Source organism: Chitinophaga rhizosphaerae, from assembly GCF_003958645.1.
In the GTDB taxonomy this organism is placed as follows: domain Bacteria; phylum Bacteroidota; class Bacteroidia; order Chitinophagales; family Chitinophagaceae; genus Chitinophaga; species Chitinophaga rhizosphaerae.
In genome coordinates, this window is sequence record NZ_RXLO01000002.1 from 820,087 (window position 1) to 836,006 (window position 15,920).

The window sequence follows — 15,920 nt, forward strand, 5'->3', positions numbered from 1 at the left end:
TTTCCGTCAAAAAAATTAATTTACCGGTATGAAACGCCTGATCACCGCACTATTGACACTCTCTGCCACCGTGGCCCTCGGCCAGAAAGCACAGATCCCCTACGTTGCCCGCGACCTTACGAAGGAAAACATGTTTTCCTCCAACATCGAAGGCCCGAATTTCGACGCCCGTGGCCAGTTGTACGTGGTGAATTTCAAGTACGACGGCACCGTGGGCCTCATCAGCACTGTTACGGGCCGCGGCAATGTGTTCGTGACCCTGCCAGACAGCAGCATCGCCAACAGCATCGTTTTCGACAAGTCCGGGAATATGCTACTGGCCGACTTTATCGGTCATAACATATTGAAAGTGAACATGAAATCCCGGAATATCAGCATTTTCTGCCATTCAGACCGTTTCAACCAGCCTAACGATTTCTGCATCAACGCGAAAGGACAGCTCTTCGCTTCCGATCCCAACTGGAAAGCCGGCACCGGCCAGATCTGGCGCATCGATCCCGATGGAACGCCCCACCTGCTCCACGGGAGCATGGGCACCACCAACGGCATCTGCCTGAGCCCCGACGAAAAAACGCTTTACGTCAACGAAAGCGTGCAGCGTAAAATCTGGCAATTCGATATCGATGCCGATGGAAGCATTTCCAACAAACGCCTTTTCGCCGAGTTCCCCGATTTCGGGTTCGACGGGATGAAGACCGACCGCGAAGGCAACCTCTACGTAACCCGCTATGGCAAAGGCACGATCGTCATGATCACACCGGAGGGCGAAATCTACCGGGAAATTCCCCTGAAAGGAAAATCCTGCAGCAATCTCGTATTCGGCGGGCACGATGGCCGTACCGTGTACGTGACGCTGCAGGATCGCAAATGCATGGAATACTTCCGTGCGGAGATTCCCGGCAAAGGTTTATAAACCTTTCCGCAGGATAACCATGGCGTCTGTGTCGCCGTAGTGGCCGATCTCGTTTTGAAGTTCGGCTACCAGTTTCGCCTGGATTTTCTGGTATTTTTTCTGACCGTAAAGGTTCTTCATCTCTGAAGGGTCTTTCTTCAGATCGTACAGCTCCCAGCCTTCCACACGCTTGTAGAACCGGATGAGCTTGTACCGTTCCGTGCGCACCCCGAAGTGCGGAGATACCGCGTGCTCGCCGTTTTCATAATAATGGTAATACATCGACTTGCGGGATTTTCCCTTTCCCGAAAGCTTCGGCAGGAAAGATGCTCCCTGCATATCCGCGGGAACTTTCGCGCCGGCGGCCTGTAATAACGTAGGCGCGATGTCGAGGTTCATGACGAAATCGTTGTTGACGGAACCGGGCTTCGCGGCACCGGGGTACCGCATCACCAGGGGCGTGCGGAAAGATTCCTCGTACATGAAACGCTTGTCGAACCAGCCGTGCTCGCCGAGATAAAAACCCTGGTCGGACATATAAATCACGATGGTATTATCGGTGAGCCCGTGGCGGTCGAGGTAATCGAGCGTGCGGCCGATGTTGCGGTCGAGCGAAAGCGCAGTGCTCATGTAATCGCGCATGTACCGCTGGAATTTCCACTGTGCGAAGCCTTCTTCGGTGAAGCGGACGGTTTTGAGCCCGTCTGCAATGGGGCCGTAGAATGCGTCGAACTTCGCGCGCTGTGCGGGGTTCATACGTTTGATGTTACCGTCGCGGTTGGCTTCGGCGCTGTCTCCGAACATTTTGAGGTCGTAGCCCATGATCATGGATTTCGATACGCTCATTTCCTGTATGGCGGCGGCTTTCCGGCCTTCATAATTATCGCGGAAATTCGCCGGGAGGTTGAACGTCGTGTTTTCGTAGGCGCCCATGTCGGTAGTGTCGGGGATCCAGGTGCGATGGGTGGCTTTGTGGCCGATGACCAAACAGAAAGGCTGGGTGGTATCGCGCCCGTCGAGCCATTTTTCGGCCTCGTCTTCTATGACGTTGGTCACATATCCGTCGAACCTTTTCTTCGATCCGTCCATCATGAGGAAATCCGGGTTGTAATAGGAACCTTGCCCGGGGAGCACCTGCCAGTACGAGAACCCCTGTGGCTGGGTTTCCAGGTGCCACTTCCCGATCCACGCGGTATTGTAGCCGATTTTGCCGAGCTCTTTGATGAAAGTGTTCTGGCTGCCGTCGAACCGGGAATGTTCGTTATCCCTGAACCCGTTGCGGTGGCTGTGTTTACCGGTCAGGATCACCGCGCGGCTGGGGCCGCAGATGGAATTGGTGACGTAGGCGCGGTTGAATTTCACGCCTTCCCGCGCAATGCGGTCGATGTTGGGCGTTCGTGCATGCTGCCCGCCGTAGGCGCCGATGGCCTGGAAGGCGTGGTCGTCCGAAACGATGAGGATGATGTTGGGCTTGCGCTGCGCCATTGCTGTGCCGGAAAGCCCCAGCAACAGGGCCGCAGCGGCAGCCAGTCGTTGTATCTGCATATTCGAGTTATTCGGTTTCGTCGGGGAAAGGCGCGGCTTTCCCGGTGTTTTTCAGCGGCGGCATTTGCGCTTTCCATTCACGCAGCCGGTCAGACAGCAGTGCGGAAAGGGCTTTTACCTTTGCGGGGTTGGCGGCGGAAAGGTCGTTCGATTCGCGAAGATCGGCTTCGATGTCGTACAATTCCTTTTTCCCGTTCCGCATGTTATAGATCATTTTCCAGCGGCCCTGGCGAATGGCGGATTTGTAATTGATACCCGGCCCGTCCTGCTGCTGCCATTTGTTCGGAAAATGCCACACCAGTGATCGCGTGGAATCGGCGGAGCGGGGGTTTTGCAATACGTTCACGAAACTTCTCCCGTCTACCGGCTGCGCCGTTTTATATTGCCGGACACCGGCCATGGCGAGTATCGTCGGGAAAAAATCTTCGATCATCACGTATTGCTTCGTCATCGATCCTGCTTTGGTCACGCCCGGCCATTTCACGATCATCGGCTCGCGGATGCCGCCTTCGTACATGGAACCTTTCCCGGCTTTCAGGGGCAGGTTTTGCGTGTGCGAAGGGCCGCCGCGCGGGGGCGAATAACTGAGGCCGCCGTTGTCGCTCATAAAAATAATCACCGTTTGTTTGTCGATGTTCTTTTTCCGGAGATAATCCATGATATCGCCCAAACTTTTATCCATTCCTTCCAACAGCGATGCATACCGCGCCTCGATCGTGTCCAGCCCGGCGTCGAGGTAACGCTGCAGGAAACGTTGATCGCCCTGGATGGGGTCGTGAACGGCGTAATGGCCGAGATGGAGGAAGAAAGGCTGTTGGGTTTTGACGGGCGTTTCGATGGATTTGATCGCTTCTACGGTGAGGGCTTCGGTGAGGAAAGTTTCGGTGCCCCAATATTCCTCGAGATCCGGAACGGCCTGTGCGCTCGCTTTCCCGGGGAGGTTCCCGTAATTTTCCTTGCCCTGGTAACTTTGCGGATGCCCCGCCGCATGGCCGCCCACGTTCACGGTAAAACCAAAGTTATACGGACTGGCGCCGGGCGTGCCCTGCGAGCCCCAATGCGCCTTGCCCACGTGCACCGTGAAATATCCCGCGTCGCGGAGCAGTTGCGGCAACGGTGTGGCATGCACGGAGCCGGGAATCCCCGCTACAGGACTGCAACCGTTAATGTTCCAGTCCAGCGGCCCGAACTGATCGTCTGGCCGGTCCGTCGGCCGGTCTTTCACCGGCGATGTCCAGTTCGTGACGCGGTGCCGCGCGGCGTTCATGCCGGTCATGAGGCTTACGCGCGTGGGCGTGCACACCGGTGTGGCGTATGCCTGGGAGAATTTCATCCCCTCGGCCGCCAGCCTTTCCATATTCGGTGTGTGGTACCGTTTGTTCAGCGGATAGGTGCTGTCGCCCAATGGGAGCGACGTATCCATCCAGCCCATATCGTCGACGAGAAAAACGATGATGTTCGGCCGTTGTTGTGCCTGCGCCATCGCCGGGAGCAGCATTCCGGCGAGGAGGGTAATATTCAGTAGCTTCATGGTTCGCTCTTTTTAGATGCGTTTGCTATATCATACTCGCGGAGAAGGCTTCCACGCCTGCCAATATAACGTCCGTTACGGCAATTTCCCAGTTTTCTGTATCAGCGGCATCCCGGGCACCGATAACAAAAAGGCGGACCGTTGCCGGACCGCCTTCATCATATTTCAAATAATTGATTATCAGGTATTAAGACCACCGCAAACGCTCAAGGTCTGGCCGGTAACGTAGGCGCTCATGTCGGAAGCGAGGAAGAGGCAAACGTTGGCGATATCGTCGGTGGAGCCGAATTTACCCAGGGGAATTTTGTCCAGGTAAGCTTTGGCGCCTTCGCCGTCTTTCAGGTAATGGGTCATATCGGTTTCGATGAAGCCCGGAGCCACGGAGTTCACGCGAACGTTGCGGCTGCCCAGCTCCTGCGCGATGGATTTCGAGAAACCGATGATCCCCGCTTTGGAAGCCGCGTAGCTGCTCTGGCCCGCATTGCCTTTGATACCGATGATGGAGCTCATGTTGATGATGCTGCCTTTTTTGGCTTTCATCATCGGGCGCACCACCAGCTTCGTCATATTGAAGACGCTTTTCAGGTTCACGTCCATCACCTCGTCCCACTGCTCGGGGCTCATACGGAGGATCAGGTTGTCTTTGGATATACCGGCGTTGTTCACGCAAATATCAACAGTGCCGAACTCTTTCACCACATCGTTTACCAGCGCTTCGCATTCTTCGAACACGCCGGCGTTGCTTTTGTATGCTTTTGCTTTCACACCGAGCGCCTGCAGTCTGGCTTCGAGCGCTTTGGCTTTTTCATCGGAGCTTACATACGTAAAAGCGACATGTGCGCCCTGTTCGGCGAACTTCAGCGCGATCGCTTCACCGATCCCACGGCTGGCACCTGTAACGATGGCTACTTTGTTGTCCAGTAATTTCATTGTAACTGTGTAGTTTTAACTTTAGTCTGATGATGAGTGAAGGTATTGAAAATTACATCTTTCCCTATTGTTTTTCAATAAACCGGAGAAGTTCTTCCAGCACATTCCTTTCGTTGTTGAGGCGCGGTACCTTGTGCTGTCCGCCCAGTTTGCCTTTGCTTTTCAGCCATTCCGTGAAGGTCCCCGGCTTGAGGGCGTGCATTGTTGGCCGGCGCAGCGCCATATCTTTATGCCGCTTGGCTTCGTAGTCGGAATTGATGGATTTGAGCGTGCGGTCGAGGATGTCGATAAACGCGTCCAGGCTTTCGGGCTGCTGTTCGAACTCGATGAGCCATTCGTGCCCGCCGCAATCGCCGTCGCTAAAATAGATCGGAGCGGCGGTATAATCGTTCACCACGGCGCCTGTTGCTGCGGCCGCTTCGGCGATGGCCTTGTCCGAATTGTCGACGATCAGTTCTTCCCCGAATGCATTGATAAAGGATTTCGTGCGCCCGCTCACCCTTATGCGGTACGGCGCGAGGGAAACGAACTGCACGGTGTCGCCCACCAGGTAACGCCACAGGCCGCCATTGGTGCTGATCACGAGCGCATAGTTCTTGCCTAGTTCCACTTCATGCAGCTGCAGGGTATGGGGGAATTCCTTCCCCAGCTCTTCCATCGGCATGAATTCGTAGAAAATACCGTGCTGGAGGAACAGCAGCAGTCCCTCCTGCCCGATCACGTCCTGCGCGGCGAAGAAGCCCTCCGAAGCGTTGTACGATTCCAGGTAACTCATATCCGGCTTGCGGATGAGCTTTTTGAACTGTTCGCGGTACGGAGTGAAGCTCACGCCGCCATGCATGTACACTTCGAGGTTCGGCCAAACGTCGGCCAGGTTGTCTGTCCCGGTCAGTTCGAAAATCCGTTTGATGAGCACGATCGTCCAGGTGGGGACCCCGGCGATATTGGTGACGTTTTCATGAATGACGGTGCTGGCCATCCGCTCGATCTTTTCTTCCCATTCGTCCATGAGGGCGATGGAGAGGTCGGGCGTGCGGAGGAGGTTGCCGTAAAACGGCATATTCTGGAGCATAACGGCGCTCAGGTCGCCGTAATAGCTGTCGGAATCGGGAGAAAGTTTGTTAACCTGGTGGCTGCCGCCGATCACGAGCGATTTGCCGGTGAGCACGTCGGAGTCCGGGAAATTGTTATAATACAGGGAGAACACGTCGCGGCCGGAGCGGTAATGGCATTCGTCGAGGCTTTCGACGGATACGGGGATGAACTTGCTTTTATCGGCGGTGGTGCCGGAGGATTTGGCGAACCATTTGATGGGCGTGTTCCAGATGACGTTCTGTTCTCCTTCCATGACGCGCTGGATATAGGGCTTCATGGTTTCGTAGGAATGAACGGGCACTCTTTGCTTGAACTCTTCGACTTTATATATTTTGGAGAATCCGTACTGTTTGCCGAACTCGGTGTACTGCGCGGCGCTCAGCAGGCTTTGGAAGACCTGCTGCTGAACCTGCAGGGGGTACTGCATAAAGTGCTCAATACGCCCCATCCGTAGTCTGGCCAATTGCGACAGCGCTGGACTTAATATCTTCATACCGGTTTATAGCAGGGTTTTGTTATAGGTTATTCTACTTGTTTTGCTGCTTCGTCGAGGTAATCTTTCCTTCGGAGCACGAAATTCTGGCCAAGATACACTTTTCTCACCTGTTCATCTTCCGCGAGTTCTTCGGCAGATCCGGCTTTGAGGATTTTGCCTTCGAAAAGGAGGTAAGCGCGGTCGGTGATGGAAAGGGTTTCCTGTACGTTGTGGTCGGTGATCAGGATGCCGATGTTGCGGTATTTGAGTTTGGCCACGATGCCCTGGATATCTTCCACGGCGATGGGGTCGATGCCGGCGAAGGGCTCATCGAGGAGAATGAACTTGGGGTCTACGGCCAGCGCCCGTGCGATCTCGGTACGGCGCCTTTCGCCGCCGGAGAGAACGTCGCCGGGGCTTTTACGTACGTGCTGGAGGCGGAACTCGCTGAGGAGGCTTTCCAGTTTCTCTTTCTGCTGCGTCCGGGACAGTTTCGTCATTTCCAGGACGGCGGAAATATTGTCTTCCACGCTGAGCTTGCGGAAAACGCTGGCTTCCTGCGGCAGGTACCCGATGCCCATCTGGGCCCGTTTGTACATGGGCAGTTTGGTAATGTTCAGATCGTTGAGGAATACTTCGCCCTCGTCCGGCTTGATCAAACCCACTACCATATAGAAAGTAGTGGTCTTGCCCGCACCGTTGGGGCCCAGCAGCCCTACGATCTCGCCCTGCGTCACCTCCACCGAAACGTGGTTCACCACCGTTCTGCTGCGGTAGCGTTTCACCAATTGCTGGGTATGTATCCTTAATGCCATAGTTAGAATCTCGGCAAAAATAATAAAATCAGCGAATGGAAAAGGGTTTTGCGCCAATCAGATGAAGGATTTTAACCATTTATTGGCTATTAGCTAATTATTGGGGGATATATTATTTTTGCGGGGCTTCAAAAAGCAAAGACCAACAATGAAAGTCACCGAACATATCGCCCAGGCGAAAGACACCCTGATCTCTTTCGAGATCCTGCCGCCCCTGAAAGGGAAAAGCATCGACTCTATCTGGGACCACCTGGACCCGCTGATGGAGTTCAAGCCGGCATATATCAATGTCACTTACCATCGCAGCGAGCATATGTTCAAGAAGCGGGCCGATGGGAGTTTCGACAAGGTAGAAATCCGCAAGCGCCCCGGCACCGTGGGTATCTGCGCCGCACTCATGAACCATTATAAGGTAGACGCCGTGCCCCACCTCATCTGCGGCGGCTTCTCCAAGGAAGAGACGGAAAACGCCCTGATCGACCTCAACTTCCTCGGGATCGACAATGTGCTCGTGCTCCGCGGAGACGCGCCCAAGAACGAAACCTTCTTCGAAGCCCATCCCAACGGCCACCGCTACGCCCTCGAACTGCTCGAGCAGGTGGTACAGATGAATAACGGCATGTACCTCGAAGAAGACCTCCAGGGCGGCATCAAAACCAAATTCTGCATCGGCGTGGCCGGCTATCCCGAAAAACATTTCGAAGCCCCCAACCTGCAGACCGACATGAACTACCTGAAGAAAAAAGTGGACGGCGGGGCCGATTATATCGTTACCCAGATGTTCTTCGACAATAAAAAATTCTTCGATTTCGTAGCCAAATGCCGCGAAAACGGGATCACCGTTCCCATCATCCCCGGCCTCAAGCCCCTCACTTCCAAAAAACAACTGACCGTGCTCCCGCGCATCTTCCATGTAGATATGCCCGACGAGTTCGCCAACGAAGTGGTGAAATGCAAAACCGATAAAGACGTGGAACTGGTGGGCACCGAATGGCTCATCCAGCAGTCGAAAGAACTGAAAGCCGCCGGCATCCCCGTGCTGCATTATTACACGCTCGGCAAACCCAAAGTGGTGCATGCGGTGGTTTCGGCCATCCAGTAAAAATGGAAAAACCATTGCGTGGATACGCAATGGCTGTGTTTCCCTATAACTGTCACACCTTTGTTTAGAAAACTTATTGGTGATGTATTGCTTGGTATTATGACGCCTGCCATTCACCTTACCCCTACCCGGGGATAAAAAATAAAAAGGAAGGGACCACCGCATGATGGTCCCTTCCTTTTTTTATCAGGCATCGATAATCCCTTAATAATCTTCCCGGTTGAACAGGAAACCCACGCTCAGCCCCACATACTGGTTGCGGCTGTGGGTAGAACTGCTGCGGTCCACATCTACCATCCCGATATTGCAGTTGGCCGCGATGGTCAGCGAGCTGAAAAACTCGTACCCAACTGAAAAATGCGCTCCGGCGTCCCAACGGCCCATCCGGATCACGTTCTCATCGTTCCCGCCGCCCGAAAACCGAACTTTCCTGTTTTCATGGCTCTGCACCTCCCCATCGCGCATGGTCCGGTAACTGTACCTGCCGCTGAGGCCATAACCCAAGTATGGGCCCAATCCGCCGGTGAGGTACCCTTTGCCGACGGGCAATTTATACACAATGTTCAACGGTAATTCAAGATAATTCAGCTCCATCCGCCGGCCTTTGGAAATCAGCATCCCCGGTACGTCCGGTTTCAGCCAGGGCTGATCGCGAATGGTAGCGCCCTTCCGGATATACCGGAAATACGGCTGCAGGTAAACCCTGTTCACCAACGGGATGTTCAGCACCAGGTCTAAGTGCCAGCCATACAGCGGGTCCATGTAACCTTTGCCGATAATGTCGGCAGCATCTCCGCCAAATTCAATGTTGGATGCGTTCATCCCTCCTCTCACGCCTACACTAACCTGTCCTAATACAACGGGGGTTACATACATGAGCATGCACACGATTAAAGCTCTCTTCATGGATATAGTTTTAGGGGTCCAGACGATCCTAAGGCTGGCATAATCGAAAAAATCGGAGTGTAATTCGGTTAGGGGTCCTACAATCGTCGTCTACTGTCCTAATGTAATGCGGCCGCAAGCTACTACAAAGAAGATTGAGTTCCATAGTATAAACATCCGTAATAACCAATTGTTAACTTAAATTCCACTTATCGGGCCCCAAAGTGTCGTTTTAACCGCTGAACCATTGATAGTGAATGCGTAGGCGATAAAAAAAAGCCAGACATGGATGCGATCCACGCCTGACTTTTTAAATATTGAGCGTTGCGATGAAAGCGCCGGTTAACGGCCCGCAAACTTGTAACCCACGGTCACACCGAAGGAGGTATTGCGGCGGGAATTGTCGCTGTTGCCGTTCTGCTGGATGTTCACCAGGCCAAGATCTGCATACAGCCCGAAGTTCAGGCCCTGGGGCAATTCGTAACCGAACTGGAGGTTGGCACCCGCGTCGAAACGCTTGATGTCATTGTCCCAGTCGATATCGCGGCTGCCCGTGAGGCCGAATGCCTGGCCCTCGAGTTTACCGCCCAGGCCCATGGCGAAGTACGGACCTGCGCCGAGGTACAGGTTCCCCGATCCCACTTCCGGCTTGAACATGAAGTTGACCGGCAACTGCAGGTAATGGATGCGCATCTTGCCCTCGAAATTTCCGTTTTTCTCCTTACCGCCCTTGCCGGAATACAGCAGGCTCGGCTGGATAACAAATTCGTCGGCCAGCGGAAGATCTACCGTAACACCGCCACGAAGACCGGTCAATAAATCGCTGGTTTCCTTGTTGCCGTTCATTTTATACGTCTGGCTGGAAAACTGCGGTCCTGCCACCACCCCGAATTTAACCTGGGCAAATGTAGCGCCTGCCATCAGCATGGCTGCAACGGACAAGAGAACTTTTTTCATGATATATTTTTGTTGTTTTAGGAAAATGTTGCAGTACGGATGTAAGTTTCGACTAATAAACTGCCATGCCGTTCAAATTGTTTACTTGCTGCGGCCAAGCATGTAGCCGACGGAAAAGCTCCAGACCCGGTTTTTACCCTTGTCGTCCGAACTGTTGTCTGTCCCGGAAAGGATTTTGCCGAAGCCGAGGCCGTACTGGGCAGACAGCAGGAAATTCCCGAATTCGATACCGGCCAGGAGGTTACCACCATAATCGAACCGTTTGAATTTATCGTACCCCTTGTTGGGATCGCCGTCGTTGAACGGGGTATCGTCGTCCCACTTGATATTGCTTTCGCCGGAGGTTTTAATACCGGCCACGGTGGTTTCCCATTTGTTTTTACCGCCTACGCCGAATGCTGCATACGGGCCGGCGCCGAGGAAAACGCGGGTGTCTTGCCCGACGGGGATTTTACCGACGAAATTTACGGGGACTTCTATGTAGCGGGGGCCGGTTGTTGTTTTGAAGTAATTGAGGCCGTCAGACTCGCCACGTTCGAGTTTTGTGCCCTTACCGGTGTAAAAAACGCCCGGCTGCAAAGAGAGGACGGGAGACAGCGGAAGGTCCGCGATCGCGCCGATGTGGAATGAATTCAGCGAACGGCTTTTATCGACCGAACCGCTGTTTGCGTCAGAAACGTTTGCCACGTTCCAACCGCCTTTTACACCTACTCTTACCTGGGCCATTGCGGCAACCGAGATTCCGATCGCCATACAAGTTAAGATCATCGTTTTCGTCATAACCTTTGGATTTGGTGATGACAGGTGCATTCCAAAGAACGTGCCAAAGGCGGCAAATACCGTATCAACTAACTGAAAATCATCTACATACAATCAACTACTTTCGGCTATCGCCGGATGTGGCCCGTTTCAGGAATTCATCTAATTGGGTGACGCCGAGGCGTTTTGCCAGGATTTTTTTCCGTTCGTCGAGCAGGTAAACGACCGGAGTGGCGTATACGTCGTAGAATTTACGGTAGTTGGTTTTGTATTCTGGGTCCCAGGCGTGGATCCAGCCGGCCATGTTGTTGTCGCGGATGAATTTGGTCCATTCTTCGCGCGTTCCGTCTGTCCGCACCCCCAGCATCGTAACCCCTTTATCTTTCCAGCTGGCTTTCCAGGCGGAGTCGAGCTTCGGCACTTCGGTGACGCAGTGGCCGCAGGTGGGGTCCCAGAAAACGATCACGGTGTATTTGGATTTGATGTCGTACAGGCTGGTTTTCCGCGCGGAGGTATCTTTCAACTCCAGCGGTGCCGCCTGTTGGCCGATGAGGTTCGGCGCGATGGTATAAGCGCGGCTGATGATCTTGTCGCGCAGCTCATCGCTCAACCAGTACGCTTCCCCGGTCACGTAATATTTTTCTACGAGGTGAACGAAAACCGCGTCCATCCCCATTACCGGGCTTGTTTCATAGGTATGGGTCAGCCACCAGACCACAAACTTGAAGGATTCTTTATCCTTCCGTGTTCTGGCAACGATTTTGTCTGCCTCCAGGATCACGGAATCGGGCACCGGCGCCACGAGCTGCTTGAAATAGCGTTCGAGGCGGGCTTCGAGGATGGGCGTGCGCACGAGGCGCCCGTCCCCCAAATCCACATCGTCCCAATAATGCCCTTTATAATAGAAGTACGGATAGGTGGAATCGGCCGTTCCGTCGGCGCGCCGGGGAACGGGGGGGATCTGCGGTTCGCGCATGGCTTTGAAAATGGCGGCCAGCAGCGACGCGGGATGCTTCGAGATAACGTTGGCCCGGTAATCCTGGAGCTGCTTCCCGAATGCGTCTGACAGGGGGCGCAGCGCTGCGGAGTCTGCCGCGGTGCGGGCCGCGGAGGCTTTGGCCTGCAGTTCGCGGCTATTGTGGAGAATGAATTTGTTGTAATCGGAGAACATGGCATTGTCCGGACTGCCGGTAAAAACCGTGTTGGCCAGGAGGTCGGCCGTGTCTGCCTGGATGGAAAACTGCTGCTTTTTATCGAGCAGTATCTCGAAATATTTTTGCTTTCCGGGCAATACGACCAGGTAAATGCCGCCCGGGAGGGTTTCTTTGCCCTGGAGCACGGCGGTGCCCTGATCGTTGATCTTCGCGGAATCCATTACATAAGTGGTTTTGCCCATATAATGCCCGAGGTACAGGGTGCCGGACGGCGGGTTCCGGAAACTGACGGTGATCTGGTAGCCCTGCGCATGAAGGGATAAAGTGCTGCAAAGGCAGCCGAGCAGGAGAGTTAGCAGTTTTTGCATAGGAGGAATAAAAGTAAATAAAACCGTCCTACCTTTGCACCCGTGAGGAAAAAAAATGTAGTACTTGAAAATGTGCCTGTAACCGGCTATGCCGCAGAAGGCAAAGCCCTTGCACGGGTAGACGGCAAGGTGATCTTCATCGAAGGCGGCGTGGTGCCCGGCGATGTGGTAGACGTCCGGCTGTCGAAAAGCAAAAAAGACTGGGCGGAAGGCAAAGCCACCCACATCCGGAGCTATTCCGACCAGCGGACCGAGCCCTTCTGTGAACATTTCGGCATTTGCGGAGGTTGTAAATGGCAGATGTTGCCCTACGATCAGCAAATGGCTTACAAACAACAGCAGGTGGAAGATCATCTCAAACGCATCGGCCACCTCGAATTCCCGCCGCTGGAGCCGATCCTGGGCGCGGAACACATCCGCCGTTACCGGAACAAGCTGGAATTCACTTTTTCCAATAAAGCGTACCTGACCGATGCGGAAATGCCGGCCAAAGGGGAAGAAATCCCCCGCCGCAACGCGATCGGCTTCCACATTCCGCGCCTTTTCGATAAAGTGCTGGATATCAAGACCTGCCACCTCATGGAGGAACCGGCAAATCTTATCAAGAATACCATCCGGGCTTATGCTGAAAAGCATGACCTGTCTTATTTCGATATCCGCCAGCAAACCGGATGGCTGCGCAACCTCGTGCTGCGCATCTGCTCCACCGGCGAAGTGATGGCCAATCTCGTGGTCCATCATGAAGACGAGGCCCTGAAAGGCCTGCTCGATCACCTGCAGGAACAGGTTCCCGCCATCACCACCCTGCTTTACACCATCAACCCGAAGAAAAACGACAGTATCTTCGATCTCGAGCCGAAAACCTGGTTCGGGAAAGGGTATGTGGAAGAGAAACTGGAGAATTTTACCTTCAAGATCGGGCCGAAATCGTTTTTCCAGACCAATACGTTCCAGGGCGAAGCATTATATAAAGTGACGCGCGAATTTGCAGGACTGACCGGCAGGGAAACAGTGTACGATTTATACTGCGGTACCGGCAGCATCGGGATTTTCGTGTCGCGGCAGGCGGGCAAGGTAGTGGGCATCGAGCTCATCCCCGAAGCCATCGCCGATGCGAAAGAAAACGCGGCCATGAATAACGTGACGAATGCGGAATTTTTCGCGGGAGATGTGATCGACATTGCCGACGATGCGTTTTTTGCCGCCCATGGCGCGCCGGACGTCATTATTACCGACCCTCCGCGCGCAGGCATGCACGAAAAACTGACGGCCAAACTGCTCGAAGTAGCCGCGCCGCGCATCGTGTACGTATCCTGCAACCCCGCCACGCAAGCGCGCGACCTCGCCCTGCTGGCCGAAAAGTATACCATCGAACGGGTGAGGCCGGTGGATATGTTCCCGCACACCCACCACATCGAGAACGTAGTGCTGCTGCAGCGCAGATATTAATATTGCAGCGTGAAGCGGTAACAAAGATTGACAGCAAACATCACGAATAAGTAACGGTCATGAGTGAGATGAGAATGGGCGGATTCCAGCCTTTACCAACGGTCATCAAATATCTGATAATCATCAACATCATTGTCTGGCTTACGCAGCTGGCTTTGCCGGGAATGTATGGCATCCGCCTGTCGGATTACCTCGCGCTGAGATATTGGGGCTCCGAACACTTCCGTCCCCATCAGTTCATCACGCACATGTTTCTGCACGATGATTCCGGCGTCCGTTTCGGATTTCAGCAAGGCTTCAAGCAAGGGTTCCTTCATATATTTTCGAATATGTTCGCCCTCTGGATGTTTGGGTCTATCCTCGAAAACCGCTGGGGCCCGAAGCGATTCCTCAACTTTTACCTCATTTGCGGCCTGGGCGCCGCCGTGTGCCAGGAACTCGTGCTTACCTGGGAAAATATAACCATCGCCCAAGAAGCGCAGCTTTTCTTCGACCAGCCCACCCTCGAAAATTTCCGGCATATCGCTTTAAAATACAAGGAAGAATCCTGGTACGGCTTCCTTGACGCCTGGCAAAAGCTGCCACCAGACTCGGATGCGCTTGTTTGGCAGGCCAAGCATGAGGTTTCCCTTTTGGTGGACGCTTTCCGGAACGGGAGCATGGTGGGTGCTTCCGGTGCGGTTTTTGGAGTGTTACTGGCGTTTGGGTACCTGTACCCAAATGTAGAAATGTTTATCATACCCATTCCATTCCCGATAAAAGCTAAATTCCTTATCGGCGGATACATACTCCTCGAGCTCTACGTAGGGTTCCGGAACAGTGGCGACGGCATCGCGCATTTCGCGCATATCGGCGGCGCTTTGTTCGGGTACATTTTGCTGAAGATATGGCGGGAACGAAGCCGTCCCCGCAGTTAATGACCTTTTAAAATCGTATTTTTGCATACAAACACCAGCGCCATGGAAGTAGCAGAAAAAGAGCGGACGCCGGGCCTGTCCCTCGGAGAAGAAAAGAACATGGTAACCCAGCTTCTGCTGGTGAATATTACCGTATTCATTCTCCTGTACTTCATCAAGATCATTTTCTTCATGGAAGGGTACCAGGAGCAGCATTTCGTACGTGACATCATGACCAACACCATGGTATCCGCCTCACCGGGAACCCTGCTTGCCAAACCGTGGACCTTGCTCACGGCGATGTTCGCGCATCTCGACTTCTGGGATATTTTCAGCAATATGGTCTGGCTGTTCGTATTCGGCACCATCCTGCAACAGCGCGCCGGATACAAACAGATACCCGTCGTTTACGTGATCGGCAGCTTCGCCGGATACGCCACGTATATGGCCGCCGTTAATTTACTGCCAGGCGTTTTCCCGCCCGTAACCGCCGGTTCCGGCATCATGGGCGCGCACGCAGGTGTGATGGCCATGGCCGCCGGTATCACCTTCCTTTCCCCGGGGCTCCGCGTATTTCCACAGCTCTGGCGCGGCGGAGTGCCCGTATGGATCTTCTTCGGGATTTTCCTCGTAGTACACATCGCTTCCGCCACCCTGGGAGAAGTATCCATCGAGCAGGGCAGCCTTACCCATCTCGCCTACATGACCGGAGGTGCCATCGCCGGCGCTTTTATCGCCCTGGCACTGCGGAATGGCAGCCGCTTCGGCGACAAATCTTTCGACCTCTTTTACAACATCACCCATATTTTCGATCCAAAAAAAAAGTTGAGCCGCAAAGCTGAGGAAAGCGCCACTTTTCCCGAGCCGCCCTCTCGCAACACGCCCCTGCCTTACGTAAAAGTGGGCCATGTTCCGGAACACCGCATCAACGAAATCCTCGACAAGATCAACGACCAGGGCATGGAAAGCCTCTCGCCCGAAGATCGCGAAATCCTCATCCGCGCCAGCCGCGACGAAGAATAACACGGATTTATACAGAAAATCGCGGCAGCTTTATTATTTTAGCT

14 protein-coding genes are annotated in these 15,920 nt (G+C 54.0%); 5 read left to right on the top strand and 9 right to left on the bottom strand.

The window, feature by feature from the left end; translation table 11 throughout:
* Positions 1 to 28 precede the first annotated feature (28 nt).
* The gene (locus tag EJ361_RS07045; protein WP_126244699.1) at positions 29 to 913 is read left to right on the top strand and encodes an SMP-30/gluconolactonase/LRE family protein; all 885 of its coding nucleotides are present in this window, start codon (positions 29 to 31) and stop codon (positions 911 to 913) included.
* Here EJ361_RS07045 and EJ361_RS07050 read toward each other — a convergent pair.
* The 5 genes from EJ361_RS07050 to lptB form a co-directional block, all read right to left on the bottom strand.
* On the bottom strand, positions 908 to 2,437 hold the full coding sequence (locus EJ361_RS07050; protein ID WP_126244701.1) for a sulfatase family protein: 1,530 nt from the start codon (positions 2,435 to 2,437) through the stop codon (positions 908 to 910). The two genes, EJ361_RS07045 and EJ361_RS07050, sit on opposite strands and share 6 nt — an antisense overlap.
* Before the next feature lie 7 nt (positions 2,438 to 2,444).
* Complete coding sequence (locus EJ361_RS07055; protein ID WP_126244703.1) at positions 2,445 to 3,968, bottom strand: sulfatase; 1,524 nt, start codon at positions 3,966 to 3,968, stop codon at positions 2,445 to 2,447.
* Positions 3,969 to 4,148: 180 nt separating this feature from the next.
* A complete protein-coding gene (gene fabG / locus EJ361_RS07060; RefSeq protein ID WP_126244704.1) occupies positions 4,149 to 4,898 on the bottom strand; it encodes a 3-oxoacyl-[acyl-carrier-protein] reductase in 750 nt (249 codons plus the stop codon).
* 64 nt (positions 4,899 to 4,962) lie between these two features.
* Positions 4,963 to 6,486, bottom strand: coding sequence for a GH3 auxin-responsive promoter family protein (locus tag EJ361_RS07065; protein ID WP_126244706.1), 1,524 nt, complete (start codon positions 6,484 to 6,486; stop codon positions 4,963 to 4,965).
* Positions 6,487 to 6,515: 29 nt separating this feature from the next.
* Positions 6,516 to 7,283, bottom strand: coding sequence for an LPS export ABC transporter ATP-binding protein (lptB, locus tag EJ361_RS07070; protein WP_126244707.1), 768 nt, complete (start codon positions 7,281 to 7,283; stop codon positions 6,516 to 6,518).
* Positions 7,284 to 7,431: 148 nt separating this feature from the next.
* On the opposite strand from lptB, the gene metF reads away from it, so the two are divergent.
* Positions 7,432 to 8,385: a methylenetetrahydrofolate reductase [NAD(P)H] gene (gene metF / locus EJ361_RS07075; RefSeq protein WP_126244709.1), complete on the top strand. Its 954-nt coding sequence runs from the start codon at positions 7,432 to 7,434 to the stop codon at positions 8,383 to 8,385.
* Positions 8,386 to 8,589: 204 nt separating this feature from the next.
* Here metF and EJ361_RS07080 read toward each other — a convergent pair whose 3' ends face one another.
* The 4 genes from EJ361_RS07080 to EJ361_RS07095 form a co-directional block, all read right to left on the bottom strand.
* Complete coding sequence (locus EJ361_RS07080; protein ID WP_126244711.1) at positions 8,590 to 9,291, bottom strand: outer membrane beta-barrel protein; 702 nt, start codon at positions 9,289 to 9,291, stop codon at positions 8,590 to 8,592.
* Between the two features lie 321 nt (positions 9,292 to 9,612).
* Entirely contained in the window at positions 9,613 to 10,227 is a 615-nt protein-coding gene (locus tag EJ361_RS07085; RefSeq protein ID WP_126244713.1) for a porin family protein, read from the bottom strand.
* A gap of 81 nt (positions 10,228 to 10,308) precedes the next feature.
* On the bottom strand, positions 10,309 to 10,980 hold the full coding sequence (locus tag EJ361_RS07090; protein WP_164714117.1) for a porin family protein: 672 nt from the start codon (positions 10,978 to 10,980) through the stop codon (positions 10,309 to 10,311).
* Positions 10,981 to 11,104: 124 nt separating this feature from the next.
* Positions 11,105 to 12,508: a TlpA family protein disulfide reductase gene (locus tag EJ361_RS07095; protein ID WP_126244717.1), complete on the bottom strand. Its 1,404-nt coding sequence runs from the start codon at positions 12,506 to 12,508 to the stop codon at positions 11,105 to 11,107.
* A gap of 72 nt (positions 12,509 to 12,580) precedes the next feature.
* On the opposite strand from EJ361_RS07095, the gene rlmD reads away from it, so the two are divergent.
* Genes rlmD through EJ361_RS07110 form a run of 3 tightly spaced genes read left to right on the top strand, consistent with a single transcriptional unit; the run spans position 12,581 to position 15,876 of the window.
* Positions 12,581 to 13,957: a 23S rRNA (uracil(1939)-C(5))-methyltransferase RlmD gene (gene rlmD, locus EJ361_RS07100; RefSeq protein ID WP_240646568.1), complete on the top strand. Its 1,377-nt coding sequence runs from the start codon at positions 12,581 to 12,583 to the stop codon at positions 13,955 to 13,957.
* 59 nt (positions 13,958 to 14,016) lie between these two features.
* Positions 14,017 to 14,874 (top strand): rhomboid family intramembrane serine protease, encoded by an 858-nt coding sequence (locus tag EJ361_RS07105; RefSeq protein ID WP_126244721.1) that lies wholly within the window; start codon positions 14,017 to 14,019, stop codon positions 14,872 to 14,874.
* Positions 14,875 to 14,916: 42 nt separating this feature from the next.
* Positions 14,917 to 15,876 carry a rhomboid family intramembrane serine protease gene (locus tag EJ361_RS07110; protein ID WP_126244723.1) on the top strand — a complete coding sequence of 320 codons (960 nt, stop codon included), beginning with the start codon at positions 14,917 to 14,919 and terminating at the stop codon, positions 15,874 to 15,876.
* Positions 15,877 to 15,920 lie beyond the last annotated feature (44 nt).